This is a genomic window from Pleomorphochaeta naphthae (assembly GCF_055396005.1).
Genome location: NZ_AP042457.1, coordinates 1246245 through 1268044 on the forward strand (window position 1 = coordinate 1246245; position 21800 = coordinate 1268044).

Sequence of the window (21800 nt, forward strand, 5' to 3'; positions counted from 1 at the left end):
TATTTACCTTAAAACCAAATCTTTTAATAGTTCCAAAAAACCTTGATAATCAGCATCAACTGCTATATTAATTAATGGAAGAGTTTCCCATACAAAATGATGTCTAGAATCTCTAACTGTCATCCCAAGGGTTAATCCATCTTTAGTTTCTACTCCAACATGTACTTTTTCACATTTTATCAAATCTTTATTTATTGCATATGCTACTGCCATACAATCGATTACTGCACAATAAGCTCCAAATCCTCTTTTTCTAACAAAATTGATTGCATTAAATAAAAATTTTGCTTCTTTATTAGTTGAATGTTCTATTTGCTTTATATCTTCGTTTGTTAAATCTACATCAAAATTAGTTGCTACATCTAAACCTATTGCTGTAAATGGGATTTTACTTTCATATACTAACTTGCTTGCTTCAGGATCAACATATACATTCCACTCACTTTGTGGTGTATCTCCTGTTGCATTTGAAAAAGCAGCCTTATTTAAACCAAATGTCCCACTTATTGCAATTATTTCTTTAATTAAGGATTTTGTTTCAGGATATTGTGAAATTAACATTCCTATATTACTTAATGGACCTGTTGCAATTATCGTTATCTCATTTGGATTTTCCATTATAAGGTCTTTTAATACTTCAACTGCATGTTTATCACTTAATGGCAATTTTGGTTCTGGAAGATTTGAATTTGCTAATCCGTCTTCCCCATGTGTAAATGGGTCTGCAGGGGATTTTCTAATCATTGGATTAGCCATTCCTCTTGCAACAATGATATCATCCCTTCCTAATAATTCCATTATAGCTCTTGCATTTTTGCTTGTTATATCTACTGGATAATTTCCATTAACACATGTTATTGCTAATAAATCTAATTGCAATGATTTACTGGCCATAATTATGGCAACTGAATCATCCATTCCAGGATCACAATCTAAAATTACTTTTTTCAAAATCATATCTCCTATTTATCTGAAACTATTTTGACAAAAATTTCTCTGTTTCTAGGACCATCAAACTCTAGAAAATATAATCCTTGAGAATGACCTAAGAGTAATTTTCCATCATTAATTATAAAAGATGAAGAAACTCCTATCAAAGATGATTTAACATGTCCCGCTGCATCAGAGGGAGTGTCATGTTGGTGTTTGAAATCTATTCGTGTTGGAATTAATCTACAAATTTCATCTTGTAAATCTTCAAATCCTTTAGGATCCCAAAAGGATGTTACTGTAATTGCTGCTGTTGTATGTGGTGTGTAAACTACACAAATTCCACTCTCTACACCACTTTGTTCTACTGCCTCTAATACATATCTTTTTATATCATATACATCATTAAACTTTGTTTTAAATTTATAATTACTTAACATTGGTACTCTCCTTATAAAATAATTATTTCACTGTTCTTAACGCCATTTCCATTTTTTGCAAAATCCCATAGGCCTTCTACCCCTCTTCCAGGCCTCTCTCCTATCATTTTCATTACATAGCTTACTATTAATGCTATTGGGACACTTTGGAATAAATATGGAATTTCATCAAAATTAGAGGAGTCTATTAAAATGGAAAGAGGATATTTCTTACTTAGTGTTTTATCATCTGTTATTAATACTGTTGGTCTTTCTAACTTTATTGCATAATTTAAAGATTCTACTGTCCTAGAATAGCCTAAATCGTTTTTGCTTATGACAAAAACGGTGTTAAGTGAATGGGTTTTTCTCATAAAAAAGTTTAGATGGTTAAATTCTTCACTATTTATATGCATAGCATATTGCCCTGTTGCTTCCATCACTTTTGCCATGCCATACCATGCTGTTGCATAATCACTTCCACTTGCTATAAAATCCCAGGCTTCATTATCTTTAAATTTAGTAGCAACTGATAAAGCTTTTCTATCAATACTTTCTAGTGATTTACTTAATTTATCAGCTTGTGTTAGAATTTCGCTTCTTAACTCATTTGCTCTATCCATTGTAATATTAGCCCTAACTTCCCCTATTCTAATTGCAACTAACAATAAGGAAAGTATTGATACTAAATATGTTGTAACACCAGGAGCTGGTGGAAGTGGTGGTATATTCAACTCTAATACTGCTGATGAGTTTTTAGCTAATATTGATTCTTTGTTTCCTGTTACTGCAAGTACAAAGCCTCCATGCTTTAAGACTCTTTGAACTGCCTCTCCAACTCTAGCACCACTTCCTGAATTACTAACTGCTATAACTAATGGATTTAATGGTGCAAAACCTAATTGTGATTCATCATAATGTCTAGCTAAATCTAAGGCAGAAACTACTTCTACCGGCATTTTTGTTAGCTTTTCAAAAGTCTTTTTTAAAAACATGCTAGCAGCAAAAGAATCTCCACACCCTGTTAAAACTATTTTTTGAATAGAAAAGATTTCAGGTGTTGTTAAAACTTTTCTCGCTAAAGGTTCTAATTTATCATATTGATTTTTTATCTCTTGTGATAAACTATATATTTGCTCTCGCATATTATTGTCATATTTATTTTTCATTTATACTCCCATTCAAATCTACATTCCAGTTTTTTGTGTTCGTTTTCTTTTTTAATTTGTCCATTTCATGTAAAATTGCACAGCCTTCTAAGGTTAATTGAACGGCATCTTGATGACCGGCTCCTGCAGTAAATTTTTTACCCGTTGTTACATTGTCAGCAACTGAACATATTGATCCACCTCTTTTACCAAATAATGATGATAAGGTAACTATTGCAGCAGATTCTCTATCTCCATTTAAAACACCAGCTCTATCATAGATTTCTACTTTTTCTATATTCCAGGGTTGTAAATATCCACCTACACTAGGTCTTCCACCACCTACAAAATCGCTATCTACTGAGAGTGTAACGCCTACATGGTATTTAGCTTTTAATCTCTCTGCTGCACTTACCATCGCTGTAACTACTTCATAATTGCTAACGGCTGGGTAACAGGAAGGTATATAGGCTTTTGTCATGCCTTCATCTCTCACTACTCCGCTAGATATTACTATATCTCCAGGATCAACTAGTTCTCCAATTCCACCTGAGCCTCCACATCTAAGATATGTAGAAGCATTAGTATATTCCATATAATCATATAAGGCTAATTCAATTTCTGCTGAGCCACTACCACCTGAAACCACTGTTATATGTGCCCCTTTATAATACCCGCTATATGATAAGAACATTCCAGATTGTCCTATTAATTCACTATCGTCTAATAGTGATGCTATATGTTTAGCTGGATCCATATCATAGGCACAAAGAGGATCTCTGACTGTAAGTATTACATAGTCACCAACTTTTGATGGGTCTATTTGAGTCATTGCCGGCCTTCCATCTATTACTAAGCCCCTCTCTGGAACATTATGATAATATGGATATCTCTCTTGGATTGCTTTTATTGATTTTTTATTTCTTATTTTTTCACTATCTAACATAAGTTTTTCCTTTTAGTTCTTCGTTTAACAACTTGTGTGCTTTTTCTGTTATTTCTTTTGAATGAGTTAATGGGGCACCATTCTGAGATATTATAAAGCCTGCAGATATTGATCCCATTAAACCAATTTCTAATAAACTTTTATTTTCACAATATCCAACTAGAACTGCAGCACTTGAACTATTTCCTGCCCCTGTTGGATCTATTAGAGCAAATTTATTACATGATGGAGCAAAAACTATTTCTCTTTTACTAATTAAAGATGCTCCTTTTGCTCCTTTTCTAAAAAAGACTAAATCAAAATTAAATTGTTTAAACCTTTCTTCTAAGTTTTCATCTTCACAATTAAATAAAGACATTGCCTCTTTTTTATTAATTGAAAATACGTCTATATTTTTAGATAATCTTTTAATGAGATCTAAATTACTCTCTTTTGTACTGTCACTAGAGATTTCCCAGAGTATTTTAAAGTTGTATTTATTTTTTAATTCAATTAACTTTTCCCAAAATTCAACATCTTCTGCTTCTTTAAAGATGTATAACCCTTTTATAGTCTTACAATGTTGCTCAATTTCTTCTATATTTGCAACAAATTTTTGATAATGAGTAGATCCATATACTGGTGTTTCTACCCTCTCTCCTGTTGTATCATATTCAACTTTAGTAGTAGGGGTTGGTAAATCTAAATTAAACATACACTGATCACTGATCATATCTTTTATGAAATATGGTTTTATCACTGTGTCAAAATCTTTTCCTTTGCCACATACTAGATTCACTGATTTACTCCAAATCCTAGCTCCACTATATGCATAAAAACCTGCCCCACCTATTGAGAGGATTTTTTCTTTTGTATTTGGATAAGAAATTTGATCAACTACTGCTGTTGAAACTATTAAATATTCCATATGCTATATCCTCTTAATAATGAAGTCTCTTGCAACTATTGTCCCAGAACTAATTAGATAGCCAGCTGAACCTCTATCTCTTGTTATTGATGTTTTATAAAAACTTTTCCCATCTATTTTAAATGTTAAATCAGAATCTTTAACACTTATTAAAATATTATATAATTGATCTTCTACATAGTTAAAATCATAAGTATTAAGTGTGGTTATCTCACCCATTTTATTTTCTATAACCTTAACTGTATTTCCATTTTCAAATACTACTGCTGTATAATTAATTAAGCCTTTTGCTCTAACAACTATTCCAGCTTGTTTATGTAAGGAGAATATTAAATTTGTCTCAAGTGAATAATCACTCCAATCTTGAGTTCCAATTGTCATAATCCCATTTTCTTCTACATGAGAAATGCAATATGTATGATTAAAATCTGCAGCAAATTGTTTTGCACTTCCAACCCAAGCTTGAAGCCAATATGGGTTAGTTTCCCAAATTGATTTTAATAGTGTGCCTTTTTGAGCAAAATATTTTGGGGTGTTATTCCAATCGATATTAAGTATCCTAATTTGAGCATTTTTCGATTCTATGGTTAGACCTAGTCTAAAAATTGGCATACCTTCTATATTTGGAATTTCGAATTCTATACTATTTAACCCAATATCTATTTTATAATCTTCAACTGATTTATAACAAATTTGTTGATCCATATCATAATATAGTATATATGGAGTTAAAGTAGATATTTTATCACTTTGTAAATTCATAATTACTCTATTACCTTCATATATTGTTGGGCTAGCTATTGTAGTAAAATTATTAGCTAATTCACTAAAATCGATATATGTTGGTGTAGAGATAGAAATAGAATTATCAACTTGTAAGTTTAAGCCTGCTTTTTCATCACTAACTAAAGATTGAAATGGAGTTTTTGTTTTATGGAAAGCTCCTTTATCTACATATGGACATAAAGAGAAGCCCTGGACACTCTTAGCAAAGGAAAAATCAAATCTATTTTCTTTTTCTTCTTTATAACTATCACTAATAATTTCACTTGCTTTGATAATCTTTTTTGTCTCTATAACTGCATCAGAGATACAAGAACCTCCATCGCTTGTTACTACTAAAAGACGATCTGCAACTTCATCCCTCAAAAACGGCCTTTGATTGATATTCTCTAGACCAAGACGTATCCCATTAATACAGCCAACATTTCCAGCATTACAATCTGTATCCCATGCAGCTGAAGATGCTATAGTTATTGAATCGTAAAAACTGTCTTTTGCTAATATTAATGAGGCTAATACTAAGGCATGGTTAGGTATTATATGGCAAGGTCCATTAAATTTATCATAACCATATTTTTTTGCTATTTCACCTCTGGCTTCTCTCCATGAATTTCTATCATATCTTTCACATATATTTCTTACATCTTCTATCATGCTTTTAAGCTGTAAGTTTTTTACATATTTGAAATTATTATCAAGTAGTTTATCTAAATTTGTTTCATCAAATGCATTAGCTTCTATAGCAGCTAAATAACAAGCAGCTTCCACAGCCATTCCATCATGACTAACTTTAGCAGCCTCGTTTACATAATAAACTGCTTTATCGCTATCTGATGGACACATTAGAGCAAAGGCATCCATAAAAATCTGTGCTCCTATCTGCTCTGATAATGTCCTTCCGTTTAACTTAGTACTACCACTTAATGGGGCATCAATGTTATTTTTTAATCTCAAATATGCTGTGTGCTCTGTAGATCTACCTAAACCACTCCACCATAAAATACTCTTATCTTCTACTATGTAATTTAACCAAGTTTTTCCAACATCTTTAGACTTCAATTCTTTTTTATAATTAAAATCTTCCATCGCTCTAAAAAAACCAAAGGTTCCTGATATATCATCATCAGCTACTATTAAGGGTATATTTAAGTCTTTATTCACATATGAATCTACTTCTCCAAATCTTTGTTCTATAGCTTCATAACTCCAACCTTCAACAGGTCTTCCCATATATACACCTATAATTTTTCCAAGTACTCCAGCATATATTTTCTCTTTTATATTTTTATCTAACAATTTATAATCCCTCAATTAACATGGTATCTACTAAAATAGCACCTCTATCTACAATGAATCCTGCTGCTCCTGATGTATAAGTATCATCAATAGCTTCTACTAAAAGTTCCCCATTCAAATAGCCTTTTAACTTATTTTTATTTACTTCAAAAGTTAAGGTATATTTTGAATCTAACTTATAATTATTATTAACTTCAGAGAGCGTTATTCTCTCTTCATTTTTGTTCATAATTATCTTTAAAGCACCTTGCTCAATGGTTAGGGAATAAAATCTTCTATGTCCTTCACTTCTTGCTATTAATCCTGCACTATCATTCATTAAGTATGTGAGGGTTGAAGTTACTCTGTAATTATCCCAATCTACTGTTCCAATTGTTACTACTCCATATTTTTCAGGATGGGAAAGAGAAAAGGTTGTTGTATAATCTGGATAAAAATTTGATGCACTATTCATGAAGGTTTTTAGCCAAATTGTATTTGTTGTCCAGGGTGTAATATCTTTGCTCATTTCATATGAACGAGGAATATAGAATTTTTTAGGAGCTCCTTTAAAATCCATATATCTTAAGATTACAAAACCATCTGTTTTCTTTTCGCTTCTTATTTCAAAACCAAGTCTAAAAATTGGAAAACCATTTGTATTTGGGATTTCCCACTCAACTTCATTTAAATGAGAATCTAATAAAAACTCTTCACTTCTTTTTCTACTTAAAGATGCATCATTATTATAATAATCTATATACATCTTAGCTTTTAATTTTAAATTACTTGGTACATCTAAAAGTGCTTTGACTTTTTGTCCTGAATATATACTAGGGCTTAAAAATACTTCAAAATAACTTGTCCCATCTTTTCCTTTTGGTTGTAAATCAGTAAAAGTTTCAACATTAAAATCTGCTACCATAGCTTTACTTAAATTTTTAAAATCAACTTTTAATCCTGGTGTTCCATCAAACTCTAAAGAATTGGATATGCTAGTTATAGTTTGTCTCATTTTTGCACTTTCACTTTTCATAAAGCCTTGTACACTTGATGGAAATTCAAAACTATATCTCATTTCACTTAATGATGATTTTTTATTATATAATTTGTCTGAATAATGAATTAGCTTTTTTGTTTCTATTACAGCATCAGATATACAAGATCCTCCATCACTTGTAACAATTAAAGCTCTATCTTTTACAGGTGTTCTAAAATCAGCTTCTTCATCTAAACCGTCTAAGCCTAATCTAACTCCATTTAAAGCACCTACATTTCCGGCATTACAGTCTGTATCCCAACCAGCTGATGCTGCTATTGATATGCTATCACTAAATGAATCTTTTCCATAAATCAAAGACATCAATACTGAGAGATGGTTTGTTACAATAGGACAGTTTCCCATATACTTATCATAACTGTGATTTTCTTCTATGTAGTCTCTAACATCTCTCCAATCTTTTTCTGTAGCACATTTATTTCTTATTTCATCAACTAAATTTAAGAAAGTTTTATTGTGTTGAACATATTTTAAATTTGAATCTAATAATTTATCTAAATTTCTCTCTCCAAAGGCTGAAGCTTCCATGCTAGCTAAATACACTGCTGCATCAACTGCTATTCCATCATGACTTACACTTGCAGCTTGCTTTGCTAGATAAGCAGCCCGTTCACTGTCGTTTGGACATAAAAAAGCCCAGGAATCTATAAAAATTTGAGATCCAATTTGCGTTGCTATTGCCTCTCCATTTAACTCAATACTGCCACTTTTTGGAGCTTTTATTCCATTTTTAAGTCTTAAGAACGCTGTGTGTTCTGTAGATCTTGAAAGTCCTCCAAACCAAAGAATTGTTTGGTTTTCAATTATATAGTTTAACCAAGTATCACCTATCTCTCTGCTTGTAATATTAAAATTATATCCACTATCTTTTATTGCTCTAACAAATGCGAATGTTCCAGATATATCGTCATCAGGAACTATTAGAGGTGCTTTTGTTATATCATTAACATAATAATCTATTTGATCAAAACTTTCTCTAATTTTATCATAAGACCAACCTTCAACTGGACGGCCTAAATAAACTCCGATAATTTTTCCAAGTACACCACTATATATTTTATTTTGAATTGATTTATCCATTTTTTATCCTTTAACTGCTCCAGCTACCATTCCATCAATAAATTTGTTTTGAACTACTATAAAGAAAATAATTATGGGGAGGATTAATATTAAAGCTCCGGCCATCATTGTTCCCATGTCTTGGGTAAATGTACCATTCATTGAGAGATATCCTAATGTTGCATTTCTATTTTTAGTTTGAAGGAAGGTTGCTGTAAGTAGATATTCATTCCAACTCATCAAACCAACTATAATTGCTACTGTAATTAATCCTGGACTTACTATTGGTAGCATTATCTTATATAAAACTTGCCAAGAGGATGCTCCATCTATTCTAGCTGACTCTTCTAACTCTTTAGGTATTTTTAAAAAATATGTTCTCATCAAAAATACTGCAGTTGGCATATATAGTGCGGCATGTAGTACACCAACAACATATAAGTTACCAAGCAAATGTAGTTTTGAAACAACTGAATATAATGTGAACATAAATAGTTGAATTGGGATTGTCATTGCAACCATAAAATATACAATTAAGGCTGGAACGATTTTAATTCTTTTCTTTGCTAAAACATAAGCCATAGTTGATGAACAAAATAATATTACTATTACTGCAGTTCCACTTAATTTAACACTGTTTATAAAACCTGTTGCAAAAGAGCCCCACTTCCATGCTGTTTTAAAGTTTTTTAATGACAACGAAGTTGGTAAATTAATTGGATTTGCAACTATATCTACATGAGATTTAAAACTATTTACAATCACTAAATAAAAAGGAGCTATTGATATTATAGCTAATAGTACCAATATAATTTGATACCAATTAAACTTTCTTTTCTTATCCATTATTCTAACTCCTCACTTCTACTAAGTCTTACATAAATTGACGCTGATAAGAGACCAAATAATGACATTATAAAAGCAACTGCAGCAGCCTTTCCTGTTTGGAAGGTCGTAAAGAATGAGTTAGCATACGTACTTAATACTTCAGTTGCCCTAGCAGGTCCTCCACCTGTTAATAAATAGACATAGTCAAATGTCATAAAACTAAATATGATAATCATGATAAACATAAGTTTTAAAGTTGGTAAAATATTTGGATAATATACATATCTAAATAGTTGCCATAAATTACAACCCTCTAATTCTCCAGCTTCTATTTGATCTATTGGAGTCTGTCTTAAGGAAGCAAAATAAACAACAGTCAAAAAACCCCAATAATGCCACATATCAACGCCAGCTACTGCATAAAGTGCACTACTCACATTTCCTAGTGGAGCTCCTATACTAAGGCCATGTTCATTTAAAAAACCAATTAAGCCTGATACAGGATTAAAAATAATATTTAACCATAATAAAGCATTTGTAACTGGTGCTAATATGTATGGCAATATGTATATTGCTTGATATACTTTAAAAGTTTTTTTTGCATATAATAGAAAAAATGAACTTACTAGCCCTATAAATACTGGGATTGTTACAAACATAATTGTCCATTTTATATTATTGGTAAAAGCTCTCCAAAATATATCATCGCTGAAGATTTCTCTAAAATTATTTAATCCTATAAAATTAAAATCAGAGGAAACTCCATTCCAGTCTGTAAAACCATAAAATATTGTTAATACCCCAGGAATTAATATTATTGATACACTTAATAATAATCCGGGTAAAACAAATATGTAATCGAAAATGTTTTTCTTGTTTAATGACATCTAATTAAGGCCCCTTTAACTTATCAACCTTGGAAAAATCCAAGGTTGATAATTAATTATTATTGTACACTATTTGGTTGAGGTATATTAGGAACTGAGCCTTTCTCTACATCTTTATTAAATTCTTGCTGTACAAGAGTTAAATATTCACTAGCATCTAAATCGTCTAACCAAACTCTATCGATATCAACTAAGACTGACTGAGTTAATGGTGGGAAGAATGTTGAAATATGGATTCCAAAATTTCCTTCGTTAGTTGCTGTGTACATAGCTTGTACTGTTTTTACAAATTCTTTAGATAAATCACTAAATCCTTCTGTATTTGGGTTAAACTCTTTAAGTGGCAAAGCCCAATATCCTGGCCATACGTTTGCTAATGTTTCAGCGAAACTAGATGTCATCATCATATCTATAATTTTTGCAGCTTCATCTTTTTTGTCACTTCCTTCCCAAATTGAGAATGAATTTACTGTTCCTAGTACATAACTTTGTGTATCAATTCCGTCTCCCATTGGGAAAACTGTAAAGCCTAATTCACTAGATTTTTCACCTTGGAAATATGGTTTCATAAATTGGAAAGCCATTGATGGTCCTACAAAGAATGCAGCTTTTCCACTTGAAAGTAATTGACATGATTCATCAAAGTTTAGGTTTGGATAATCTATAACTAATTTTCCGTTTTGAATTCTTCCACCTAAATATCCTTTTTTATACCAACTTGCTGATTTTTCTATTGCATTAACAAACTCATCATCTGTCCAATCTTTTTCACCTTTTAAAGCTTCATAAACATTAGATGGGCCTGCTATAGCATTGATAAAGATTGTTGAATAGTTTTCATTTACAGGTTTCCAACCTTTATTTCCTGTTACTGAAGCATAATATCCATTAGCTAATGCTGCATCCATAAACATTTCAATTTCGTTTAATGTTTTTGGATCGGTTGAAGGTAAGGAAGAATCTTTTGCTCTTAGTTCATCTAATACTGTTTTATTGTAAAAAACTCCCATGGTTATTGTTCCACCTGGGAGACTGTATAAATTACCATTTACTTTTCCAGCTTCATAAATTGGTGTTAAAATTCTATCTTCCCATCCATATTTTTCTGAATATGGTGTTAAATTAGCCAATTTATCAGCTTGAGCGTATTGAGATACAAATGCAGGTCCTGATCCATAAATAATATCGGGAGCATTTCCTCCATCAGCTGCTAATGCTGTTGCTATATTATTATCAACTGCATTATCATAACTTATAACTAATTCATAACTATCTTGGGATTGGTTATAAGGTTGAACCAAAGCCTCATCTAATGCTTCACGATATTCTGGAGCAGCACCCCAGAACCACATTGTTATCTGTTCCTTACTACTTTCTTTTTCCCCTGAAGCAAATGATGATAGACTAGCTACCATCATTGCTGAAAATAGAACAACTAAACTCTTTTTCATTTTTCACTCCTATCTTGTACTTCTTATACAAACTTGTATACATATTAACACAAGTAGACAATTTGTCAATTAGTTTTCTTTAATTTTTATACATTTTATGAATATTTATTTATTAAACTGTACAGGTTCTTGTTAATTAAGTGAATAATAGATGATTTATTATAACAATATTGTATTTTTATACATTATCTTTTTTAGGGAAATTTGATAATAAAATTCATATATACAGTAAAAACATCAATTAATTTTTACAATTTACTCATTTACTTTTTTAAAAGTTTTTTTTATGTTTTTATTTTATAAAACCATAATATTTATTTTTTTACTTTAAATTTATAGTTCATTCTATGCTTTAACTTTAACAGCCTTATGCACTATTTTATTTTAGCTTAATAAATATTTAGTATTTTTTTCCTTTACTTACAAGCAATTATATGATATGTATATCTTATATGTACATGTATACAAGTTAACTAAAAGAGAAGAGATTAAAATGAAAAGAAACATAAACAGATTCTCACCAATACCACTTTATTATCAAATTGCAACTGATATTAAAACTTATTTAATAAATCAAGGATATAAAATTAATGAGAAGATTCCATCTGAAAATACATTAGCTCAAATGTATAATGTAAGTAGAGTTACTCTTAGGCAAGCTTTATCTGAATTAGAAAAAGATGGGATTATAAAAAAAATTAAAGGCTATGGTTCTGTTTTGTGTGGTAATCCCCACCCTATATTCCAAACTCTTCAATTACCTGGCTTTAACAAGACTTATTATGAAGGAGATGAAAGTACTAACAAAGTAATTTTTACTCCAAAAATCATTGAATTAAAACAAGTTAATCCTATCCCACAGATAAATAAGGCCTTAAATATAAAAGAGGACTCTCCTCTTTGCTATATAAAAAGAGTTTTTTATAATCAAACTTTAGCTGTTGGTATTAATAATTCCTGGCTTTCTTTAGAAAAAGTTCCAAATATTTTAGAAGAAGGTCTTATTAATAATAGGCTTAGCTTAACCTTATCTACTCGTTATAATTACAACCCTAACAAAATTAACAATACCATTGAATCTTCAATTTTAACTCCTGCCGAAATGACTGAGTTAAATATTAAATTTACAACACCTTGCTTAATTATTTCTAGTATTTCATATTTAGAAAATAATAATCCTTTAGAATATTCAAAAACTATTTGGATTGGAGATAAGATTAAATTTCAGACTGTTTCTTTAAGAAATGAAAAACAACTTTAATTATTAAGTGAACATTTATTATTACAACTTGGTAAAGTAGATTTATCTTCTACTTTATCTTTTTGTAAATTAATTTCTCCATCAACTGCCTTATTTGCACAATGGATCATCTCAATTACACAAGGCATTACTAAAGTACAAATTACTTGAGTTCCATTTCTCTCCATTGTTATAATATTGACACTTTTTAATAAAGAAAGATGCTTTGAAGCAGTTGGATTGTTTAAATTTAATTTTGTTGCAAGTTCACATACACACCAAGGTCTAACCTTTAATTCTTCAACCATAGCAAGCCTCATGGGGTGTCCAAGGACTTTCAACAGCTTTGCTAAATTATCTAATTCTTCTTTTTTTTCATTAGTCATGATTTGAATATTTCATCTTTTGGAAACTTTGTCAAGTTTTTATATTGACAAAACTTTCTTATTTTCCAATAATGGAAACATCAAAGTTTCCAATAATGGAAAATATAAGGAGATGTTTTATGATTATTCAAATTCTTGGTACAGGTTGCCCTAAATGTAAAGCTTTAGAAGCAAATGCAAAAATAGCTATTGATAAACTAGGTGTTGAGGCTTCAGTAGAAAAAATTACTGACATTGACAAGATGATGGAAATGGGAGTCATGATGACACCAGCTTTTGCAATCGACGGTGATGTTAAAACAGTTGGAAAAGTTTTAACACCAGATCAAATTTCTGATTATATTAAAGGTGGAAAATAAAATGAGTTGTAGTTGTTCTTGTGGCAATAAAAATACCACTCTTATTTACTCTTGCTCTGGTGCTGCTAATACTGGGGAATTAGCTGATAAAGTTGCTAGAAAGCTTTCTGCACAAAATATTGGTTCAATGACTTGTTTAGCAGCACTAGGTGCTGATATTTCCGGTTTTAAAGTTTCTGCAATGTCCTCAGACAAAAATATTATTATTGATGGTTGTCCTGCCTCTTGTGGTAAGAAAATTTTTGAAAGCAAAAAAATTCCTTTTGAACATTTTATTACTACAGATTTTGGTGTAGAAAAAGGTAAAACTAAAATTACTGATGAGATTGTTGATAATGTATCTAAAAAAATTGGGGGCTTAGTTTAATTATGGCACATAAAGAACTATCACAAAATAAAAAATTATTAATTGTTATTGCTGTTTTTTTAACTATTTTTTTCATTCCTTTTACAAATGAAAGAGTAGCTAATGCTATACAAGAAGCCTTCTTAATGCTTGCTGACTATGCTCACCAACATGTACTTCTATGTGTTGTTCCTGCAATGTTTATTGCAGGAGCTATTGTTGTTTTCTTAAATCAACAAGCTGTTATGAAATATCTTGGTCCTAAAGCCAATAAATTAGTTGCTTACTCTGTAGCTTCTGTATCCGGAGCTATATTAGCCGTTTGCTCTTGTACAGTATTACCTCTTTTTAAAGGTATTTATAAAAAAGGAGCTGGCTTAGGACCTGCTGTATCATTTCTATACTCTGGTCCTGCTATTAATATTTTAGCTATAGTTTTATCATATAAAGTTTTTGGATGGCAGCTCGGTTTAACTAGAATGATTGTTTCTATAGTTTTCGCCTTTATTATTGGCCTAATTATGGAAAAGATATTTTATAAAGAAGATGAAAAACGTTTAGCTGACGAGAGATTGTTTCAAAATATTAGCGGTCCTGAAGCTAGAAGTCTAGGCCAAATGGTAACTTTTATGATTTCAATGATTGGAATCTTAGTATTCATTAACTGGGCTCCATCAAGCGGTGCTAGTGCTGTATGGGATTCTATATATAGACTTAAATATGTAATTTCAGCTATCTTCGCTATCTTATTAATTTTCTCTCTAATTAAATGGTTTACAAAAGATGATTTAGTAGAATGGGGAGGTGCAACTAGAGAATTTAGCTTACAAATATTACCTTTATTATTCGGGGGTGTTTTAATTGCTGGATTTTTACTAGGTAGACCTAATCATGAAGCTTTAATCCCCTCTTCTTGGGTTTCTTCTCTAGTAGGTGGTAATTCACTTTTCGCTAACTTCTTTGCTTCTATTTCAGGTGCATTTATGTATTTTGCAACTTTAACAGAAATTCCAATTGTCCAAGGGCTTTTGGGTTCAGGAATGGGACAAGGTCCCGCTTTAGCCTTACTATTAGCTGGTCCATCCTTATCTCTTCCTTCAATGTTAGTTATCGGTGGTGAATTAGGAATTAAAAAAACCTCGGTCTATGTATTATTAGTAGTAGTATTTTCTACTCTAGCAGGTTGGGTATTTGGTACTATTGTTTAACATTATGATAATTTATTTATCCTAAGCTTGCTAATTTATATGTATCATGTCAAAATATATTGAGCAGTAGCTAATTTGCTGCTGCTTAATTTTAACAAGCTTTATATTGTTGATAATAATAAAATATTTTCTTTAAAAAGTTATATGATTTTGTCATACAATCTATTTTACATTAACAATTATATGTTTATAATTCCAGTTTCAAAAGGACAAAAATCTTTATTATTAATCATTTTTAATAATATAATAAATTAATATTTTTAATTTCAATAAATTCTAATATTCAAGGAGTGATAATTTTGAATTTACTTTTATATATAGCTACAAGTTCTTTATTGATTATATCATTTATAAAGGATAGGAAAAAAACGAAAAAAGCACTTCGTAAGGCTTGGAAATCGTTTGAGAATATTCTTCCTCAGTTTTTAGTTGTAATTTTAATAGTAAGTGTATTACTTACAATAATGGATCAAGAAATGATTCTTAAATTAATTGGTGAAGATTCTGGCTGGTGGGGTGTTTTAATTTCAGCTATTGTAGGTGCTATTACCCTTATTCCTGGTTTTGTAGCTTTTCCAACTGCTAATATGCTATTACAGGGTGGTGCAGGTTATATGCAAATCGCTGCTTTTATTTCTACATTAATGATGGTCGGAATTGTAACATTCCCTGTAGAAATTAAATATTTTGGGAAAAAGCTTTCTGTTTATAGAAATGTTTTAGCATTTTTATTTTCTTTTGTTGTTGCTTATTTGATTGGCTTAGGAGCTTAATGATATGAAAACTTTTATAAAAAAATATAAATTTTCTTTAATCTTTTTGATTGTCCTTATTATATATTCTTCTTTTAACATTGAATTTGGAAAATCAATAGCTATTATGACTGAAACTCAATTAAAAGAGATGTTACTAGTTATTCCACCTATTTTTGTGTTATTGGGCCTTTTAGATATTTGGGTTCCAAAAGAAACAATGGTAAAATATATGGGTGATAATTCCGGCCTGAAAGGTGTAATTTTATCAATTATACTTGGTTCAGCTGCGGCAGGCCCTTTATATGGAGCTTTTCCTGTTGCTGCTGTTTTTATGAAAAAAGGTGTTAAATTTAGAAATATTCTGATTTTCATAGGGGCTTGGTCTACAACTAAAATCCCAATGCTTTTATTCGAAATCTCTGCTTTAGGATATAAATTTGCACTTACAAGATTATTAATTGATATTCCAGGAGTTATTATAATAGCCCATATTCTCTCCCTCTTTATTTCTAAAGATGAAGAAAAAGCAATTTATGAAATGAATGAACAAAATTAATATTGTTATATATTTAAACTAATTAAATAAATCCATTGCTTATCAAATTCTTATTAGTAAATTTTGCTAATTGCCTTGATGGGCAATGGCTAATATTCTCAAAGTTGTTCTAGATTTTTATTATCATGTTTAAAATATTTCAAATTGTATTTTGTTGTAAAAACTATTTTTTATAAATACATGATTCTCTTTCTATTAATTGTGGATCTAATGTAATTAATTTTGAACTATTATAAGTTTTTCTATTCTTAATTTTATCTAATAAAAGATCTGTAGCGGTTTTTGCAACATCTTCAAGTGGTTGCGATACTGTAGTTAATTTAGGAGTCATAAATTGTGCTAATTGTATATTGTCATAGCCTACTACTGAGATATCATTTGGTACATTTAAGCCGACATTCTTCAAAGCATTTATAAAGCCTAAGGCCATCATATCGTTTGTTGCAAATACAGCTTCTATTTTATCATCTAATTTCAAAAAATTATCAACAGCTGCTATACCTCCAGCAAAATGAAAGTCTCCCACAGAAATAAAATCATCTCTAATTTCAATATTAGCCTCTTTTAATGCCCTTTTGTAACCTAAAACCCTCTGTGAACTTGAAGATATAAAAGATGGACCACTTATACAACCTATTTTTGTAAATCCATGATTTATTAAATATTTAGTTGCTTGATAACCGCCTTTTTCGTTATTTACAATTATACTATCTACATTATTGTTTTTTCCAATTCTATCTGCTATTACAACCGGAATAGAATTTTTTAAAAACTTATTTATATCTTCATCTGTATTATCAGATGAAATAAAAATAACTCCATCAATATGCTTTGATATGAGCATATTCGTATATGAAGATTGTTGTTCAAGATTATTATCTGTATTACATAAAATAATATTGTATCCTTTGCTAAAGCAATACCTATCTATAGACCTAGAAATTTCAGCAAAGAAGGGGTTTGTACAATCTGGAACTATTATCCCAATCGTTTTTTGAAATCCCATTTTTAGAGCACGAGCCATCATATTAGGTCGGTAATCTAATTCAGCCATTGCATTGTTTACTTTTTGTTGTAATTCTTCGCTAACAAACCTTGTGCCATTTATAACATGTGAAACTGTAGCAGTAGACACTCCAGCAAGTTTTGCTACATCTTTTAATGTATTCATATATATAATCTTGCTCCATTATTTTATAATTATAAAATAAATTAATAAAATATAATCATAAAATATAATATATTCTTAATAGTAAACAGTTATAAAAACTTTTGCTAGTAAAAAATTATTCATCTAGTTTATATCAATTAAATTATAGTACCAATCTTAATTTGCTATCTAAAACAGTTTTTAATTCAGGAATAGAAACAGCTGCTCCATTTTTTGATACTGCAATAGATGAGGCTACTGAAGCTCTTCTTAAGGCTTCTTCAATAGAAATTCCATTAGCTATTGAAGATATAAAAAAGCCTGTAAAAGTATCTCCAGCTGCTGTTGTATCAACAACTTCAACATCATAGATTCCATGCTTGAATATATTATCTTTATCAAAATATATAACACCTTCACTACCTAGTGTTAATATAAATTTTGCATGAGGATATTTAGCTCTTAAATTGTTTATCAATTTGTTTGTATCAACTTCACTAATTTCAGCCATAGTTGCAGCTTCAATTTCATTTAAGAGAAAATAATCAACATATTCTAAATTTAATTTAGATATTTTCTCATTATATGGAGAGGGATTTAGACAAATAATCATTTGTTTTTCATGTGCTAATTCCATAATTAATGGGATATTATTTATTTCATTTTGCAAAATTAAATAGTCCCCTTTATCAAAGTTACTAATAACGCTTTTTACATAAGCATCATCTTGCATATTATTAGCACCTGGATAAAGGAGGATACAATTATTTCCTTTTTTATTTACCTGGATAATAGTATGTCCTGTAGCACCATCAACTTCTCTTACAAACTCTACATTTACATTCGAATCTTTCATTAGTTGTTTCAAAAATTGTCCATCACTTTTGCCAACATTTCCTGCATGATAAACATTTGCATTTGCCCTTGCTAGAGCTACTGATTGATTTAATCCTTTTCCACCAGGGAAAATCTGTCTGCTAATTGAGCTCTCTGTCTCCCCTGCTTGAACAAAGTGATCTACTTTATAAACATAATCAATATTTATAGATCCAAAATTTAATATCTTCATAATCTATTATCCTTTTCAGCCTTAAGTTAGGGAGTCTTTTCCCAGACTCCTATTCTTAAATTCTTATCCTGTAAAATTCAATACTACAGTTGAATGTTAAATCTATGTGGGTAAGCTATTATTTCTTGTCTTTAACATAATCAATTAATCGATTACGTAAACGTTTAATTCATTGTTTTATGTTAACATACTGCTACTAATTGTCAAGAATTTTTTATAGTGATAATACGTTTTAGATATAAGGCTGATATACCTACTGTTGTTGAAATTTGTTTTTAGTAATTCTTTGATATTGTATTATAGATTAAAATCATGTATATCAATATTTAAATAAAAAAGTTAGTAAATTCAGAAAAGAATTCTGTTAATAAAATAGCATTTTATTTATAATTGATTAAACATCTAGCTTTATTTACCCATCCTTCACTATAATAATCCAACTTTATATTTCCTTTTTTTATGCTTCGTTGAACATCCTTGAAAGTTATATCATCAGGTGAAATATCATGTGTTGGAAACAAGTAACCATTTTTATCTAAAATTAAATCTTGTAATTGTTCAATATCTAATTCTTCAATATCAATATTCTGTTTTTTTGCTAAGTAAATTGCCAAAGCTGCAACTTGACCTAATTGCATAACAACAGGTTGTAATCTAGTAGTTCCATTTACTATGGAAGAAACTGAAATAGACTTTTCTACTACCAAAATATTTTTAGTATTTAAAGGAATTAAACACCCAAAAGGAATAGAAAAAGGATGTATTTGAGGAAAATCAATTTTTTTGTAAGATTTATCTAAATCTCTATGATGATCTAAAGGATAATCTCCTACTGCAATAGCATTTTTGAAAATTTTATCACTTATCAAATCGGTTAAAGTTAAAGTCTCCTTGCCATAAATTCTTCGACTTTCCCTAATGTAAGGAATATAGGGAAGATAATCTTTTGATTTAGGATAACTAGTTTCTGATAATTTTAAATTGCAAGAAGGATCAATACTTGATTGTATATTTTTTACTAGTCTCATGGTTTTTTCTTTAGCTTTTTGAAACAAAATCTTCCTATCTTGTTCAAAATAATTACCATAATAATCATTACCTTGAATAGGCCAATTTAACATTATTTTATTATTCGGGATAAGTCCATACTCTAACATTTCAGTTAATGTAAATTGTTGACCTTTAAGAATACCCTTAAATTCTCCCTCAAATGCCCAACTAGGTCTATCATCAACTACTTTAAGAGTATTATCAAACTGGAGTATTGCGGTATATGTAAAGTCTTGTGGGTGAGAAAGTGTGTAAGGAGCATCCATATCTTGCTCTAATCCGTAATGATTTTTTATGTTTAATTTTTCTAAAACGTCTCCAAATTCATCTGATAGAATAAAATATTTACTTTTAATTGAAATAATTTCATCTTCAAATTGAAATTCTACTCTTTCTATAACTAAAGGAGAAATAGATTTTTTATATATTTTTATCGCTTTAGATGATAGATATAAATCAACAAATCTATTATCTATCATAGATTCTAAAATTTTTTGACCGACTTCAGGCTCAAATAAAGTATTTGAAACCCAACCTGTATCTAATTCATCAGTTTTATAATATTCTCTTAATCGTTGTCTAAATTCCCTAAAAATTACACCAGCTATCTGATTATTACCATCAAAAGCAGAAACACCTGCATCAGTAATCATACCGCCAAATGAAATATTTTCATCAACAAGAGCTACTTTTAAATTACATCTACTCGCTTCAATTGCAGAACAGGTTGCAGATAGAGATGATCCTATAATTATTAAATCATATTCAATATTTTTCATAACGCCTTACTTATTTATTTTATGAGTTGTATTTCTAATAACCAATTCAGGTTTGAGAATTATATCATCAACTTTTTTTCCAGCTAAGAGATCTAAAAACATTTCAAAAGCTAATAAACCAATTTTTCTTTTAGGCTGTGCAACTGTTGTTAATTGATACACAATTTGATTTGAAGCAAAATCAATGTCATCAAACCCAACTACTGAAACATCTTCAGGTATTCTTTTTCCACATTCTAATAAAGCCCTAATAGCACCGATAGCCGCATAATCCGTAGAAGCAAAAATAGAAGTCACTTTAGGTGCTTTTTTTAATAAGGTTATTGTAGCTTCATACCCACCTTCAATTGTTTGATTAGCTTTAACAGTATATTTTTCGATGTCAAGTTTAATACCGTTTTCAACTAAAGCTTGCATATACCCGTTATTTCTATCTTCAATTTCACTATAGTGATTACGATTTGTGCCAATAAAACCAATTTTATTGTGACCAAGAGAAATCAAATGTTCTGTTGCCCTCTTACCACCATATTTATTATCAACTCCAATAAAAGGTAAATCTAAACCGTCAATATTAGTCATTACTTGAATAGTTGGAATATTTTTATCTAATAACTCTTTAAACAAATTTACTTCCCTATAATCTGGAGAGCATATAAGACCATCCACATTTCTTCTTATCATTCTCTCTATTGCAATTCTTCCATCTTTTTTTGTTTGCAAATTTGCATTTCCTAAAAGTATATCATAATCATTTTCAGATGCTTTTTCTTCTATTCCACTTATGATTTCATTAAAGAAACTTACATTTAAATAAGGAAACACTGTACCAATTAGAAATGATTTATTTTGTACCAAACCCCTTGCTTGTAAATTTGGTTTGTAATTCATCTCTTTAGCTACACTTTGAATTTTAATTCTCATTGCTTGAGAAACTCTTCCAGTTCCACTTAGTGCAGAGGACACTGTCCTTGGACTAACTCCAACAACTTTAGCTATATCTTTTAATGTAGTTTGTTTTTCCATAGGCTAACCTTTTTCACTGAATTGACTCATCGATGAATCTATGTATTTTACATATTAATAGAAAATAATTAAAATGTCAAAGTTTTTTGTATAAATTAATAACTCACCTATTTTCAGTAATTATCTGCAATTTAAAACTATTTTATAATCTTTCAATAAAAACAACTTGACAAATATAAAAAA

At 30.0% G+C, this 21800-nt stretch carries 21 protein-coding genes; 6 read left to right on the plus strand and 15 right to left on the minus strand.

Going from position 1 to position 21800, the window contains the following annotated elements; genetic code table 11:
* Window positions 1-3: 3 nt before the first annotated feature.
* From ACZ5SO_RS05710 to ACZ5SO_RS05755, 10 genes are read right to left on the minus strand one after another with little or no spacing between them, the layout of a single operon-like run.
* Window positions 4-951, minus strand: a complete 948-nt coding sequence (locus tag ACZ5SO_RS05710) for a nucleoside hydrolase (protein ID WP_464627392.1) — start codon at window positions 949-951, stop codon at window positions 4-6.
* Between the two features lie 11 nt (window positions 952-962).
* Window positions 963-1370, minus strand: a complete 408-nt coding sequence (locus ACZ5SO_RS05715) for a secondary thiamine-phosphate synthase enzyme YjbQ (RefSeq protein ID WP_464627393.1) — start codon at window positions 1368-1370, stop codon at window positions 963-965.
* Between the two features lie 11 nt (window positions 1371-1381).
* Window positions 1382-2518, minus strand: a complete 1137-nt coding sequence (locus tag ACZ5SO_RS05720) for an SIS domain-containing protein (RefSeq protein WP_464627395.1) — start codon at window positions 2516-2518, stop codon at window positions 1382-1384.
* Window positions 2508-3443, minus strand: coding sequence for a nucleoside phosphorylase (locus tag ACZ5SO_RS05725; protein ID WP_464627396.1), 936 nt, complete (start codon window positions 3441-3443; stop codon window positions 2508-2510). The genes ACZ5SO_RS05720 and ACZ5SO_RS05725 overlap by 11 nt, the downstream gene beginning before the upstream one ends.
* Window positions 3433-4350: a PfkB family carbohydrate kinase gene (locus ACZ5SO_RS05730; protein ID WP_464627398.1), complete on the minus strand. Its 918-nt coding sequence runs from the start codon at window positions 4348-4350 to the stop codon at window positions 3433-3435. The genes ACZ5SO_RS05725 and ACZ5SO_RS05730 overlap by 11 nt, the downstream gene beginning before the upstream one ends.
* Window positions 4351-4353: 3 nt before the next feature.
* Window positions 4354-6429, minus strand: a complete 2076-nt coding sequence (locus tag ACZ5SO_RS05735) for an ADP-ribosylglycohydrolase family protein (protein WP_464627400.1) — start codon at window positions 6427-6429, stop codon at window positions 4354-4356.
* A gap of 1 nt (window position 6430) precedes the next feature.
* Window positions 6431-8548 carry an ADP-ribosylglycohydrolase family protein gene (locus ACZ5SO_RS05740; protein ID WP_464627401.1) on the minus strand — a complete coding sequence of 706 codons (2118 nt, stop codon included), beginning with the start codon at window positions 8546-8548 and terminating at the stop codon, window positions 6431-6433.
* A 3-nt stretch (window positions 8549-8551) separates the two neighbouring features.
* Complete coding sequence (locus ACZ5SO_RS05745; protein WP_464627402.1) at window positions 8552-9373, minus strand: carbohydrate ABC transporter permease; 822 nt, start codon at window positions 9371-9373, stop codon at window positions 8552-8554.
* Complete coding sequence (locus ACZ5SO_RS05750; protein ID WP_464627404.1) at window positions 9373-10242, minus strand: carbohydrate ABC transporter permease; 870 nt, start codon at window positions 10240-10242, stop codon at window positions 9373-9375. The genes ACZ5SO_RS05745 and ACZ5SO_RS05750 overlap by 1 nt, the downstream gene beginning before the upstream one ends.
* 59 nt (window positions 10243-10301) lie before the next feature.
* Window positions 10302-11693, minus strand: coding sequence for an ABC transporter substrate-binding protein (locus ACZ5SO_RS05755; RefSeq protein WP_464627405.1), 1392 nt, complete (start codon window positions 11691-11693; stop codon window positions 10302-10304).
* A 493-nt stretch (window positions 11694-12186) separates the two neighbouring features.
* On the opposite strand from ACZ5SO_RS05755, the gene ACZ5SO_RS05760 reads away from it, so the two are divergent.
* Window positions 12187-12954 carry a GntR family transcriptional regulator gene (locus tag ACZ5SO_RS05760; RefSeq protein WP_464627407.1) on the plus strand — a complete coding sequence of 256 codons (768 nt, stop codon included), beginning with the start codon at window positions 12187-12189 and terminating at the stop codon, window positions 12952-12954.
* Here ACZ5SO_RS05760 and ACZ5SO_RS05765 read toward each other — a convergent pair.
* Window positions 12951-13319: an ArsR/SmtB family transcription factor gene (locus ACZ5SO_RS05765; RefSeq protein WP_464627409.1), complete on the minus strand. Its 369-nt coding sequence runs from the start codon at window positions 13317-13319 to the stop codon at window positions 12951-12953. The two genes, ACZ5SO_RS05760 and ACZ5SO_RS05765, sit on opposite strands and share 4 nt — an antisense overlap.
* Window positions 13320-13438: 119 nt before the next feature.
* Between ACZ5SO_RS05765 and ACZ5SO_RS05770 the strand changes: the two genes are divergently transcribed.
* The 5 genes from ACZ5SO_RS05770 (at window position 13439) to ACZ5SO_RS05790 (ending at window position 16543) form a co-directional block, all read left to right on the plus strand.
* Complete coding sequence (locus ACZ5SO_RS05770; RefSeq protein WP_464627410.1) at window positions 13439-13678, plus strand: thioredoxin family protein; 240 nt, start codon at window positions 13439-13441, stop codon at window positions 13676-13678.
* Window position 13679: 1 nt separating this feature from the next.
* Window positions 13680-14045, plus strand: coding sequence for a putative zinc-binding protein (locus tag ACZ5SO_RS05775; protein ID WP_464627411.1), 366 nt, complete (start codon window positions 13680-13682; stop codon window positions 14043-14045).
* Between the two features lie 2 nt (window positions 14046-14047).
* Entirely contained in the window at window positions 14048-15232 is a 1185-nt protein-coding gene (locus ACZ5SO_RS05780; protein WP_464627412.1) for a permease, read from the plus strand.
* Window positions 15233-15522: 290 nt separating this feature from the next.
* The gene (locus tag ACZ5SO_RS05785) at window positions 15523-16005 is read left to right on the plus strand and encodes a permease (RefSeq protein ID WP_464627414.1); all 483 of its coding nucleotides are present in this window, start codon (window positions 15523-15525) and stop codon (window positions 16003-16005) included.
* Between the two features lie 4 nt (window positions 16006-16009).
* Window positions 16010-16543 carry a permease gene (locus ACZ5SO_RS05790; protein ID WP_464627415.1) on the plus strand — a complete coding sequence of 178 codons (534 nt, stop codon included), beginning with the start codon at window positions 16010-16012 and terminating at the stop codon, window positions 16541-16543.
* Between the two features lie 163 nt (window positions 16544-16706).
* Here ACZ5SO_RS05790 and ACZ5SO_RS05795 read toward each other — a convergent pair whose 3' ends face one another.
* The 4 genes from ACZ5SO_RS05795 to ACZ5SO_RS05810 form a co-directional block, all read right to left on the minus strand.
* A complete protein-coding gene (locus ACZ5SO_RS05795; RefSeq protein WP_464627416.1) occupies window positions 16707-17714 on the minus strand; it encodes a LacI family DNA-binding transcriptional regulator in 1008 nt (335 codons plus the stop codon).
* A 142-nt stretch (window positions 17715-17856) separates the two neighbouring features.
* Window positions 17857-18762 (minus strand): ribokinase, encoded by a 906-nt coding sequence (locus ACZ5SO_RS05800; RefSeq protein ID WP_464627417.1) that lies wholly within the window; start codon window positions 18760-18762, stop codon window positions 17857-17859.
* Between the two features lie 380 nt (window positions 18763-19142).
* Window positions 19143-20591, minus strand: a complete 1449-nt coding sequence (locus ACZ5SO_RS05805) for an FAD-dependent oxidoreductase (protein WP_464627419.1) — start codon at window positions 20589-20591, stop codon at window positions 19143-19145.
* 6 nt (window positions 20592-20597) lie between these two features.
* Window positions 20598-21617, minus strand: a complete 1020-nt coding sequence (locus ACZ5SO_RS05810) for a LacI family DNA-binding transcriptional regulator (protein WP_464627421.1) — start codon at window positions 21615-21617, stop codon at window positions 20598-20600.
* Between the last annotated feature and the right edge of the window lie 183 nt (window positions 21618-21800).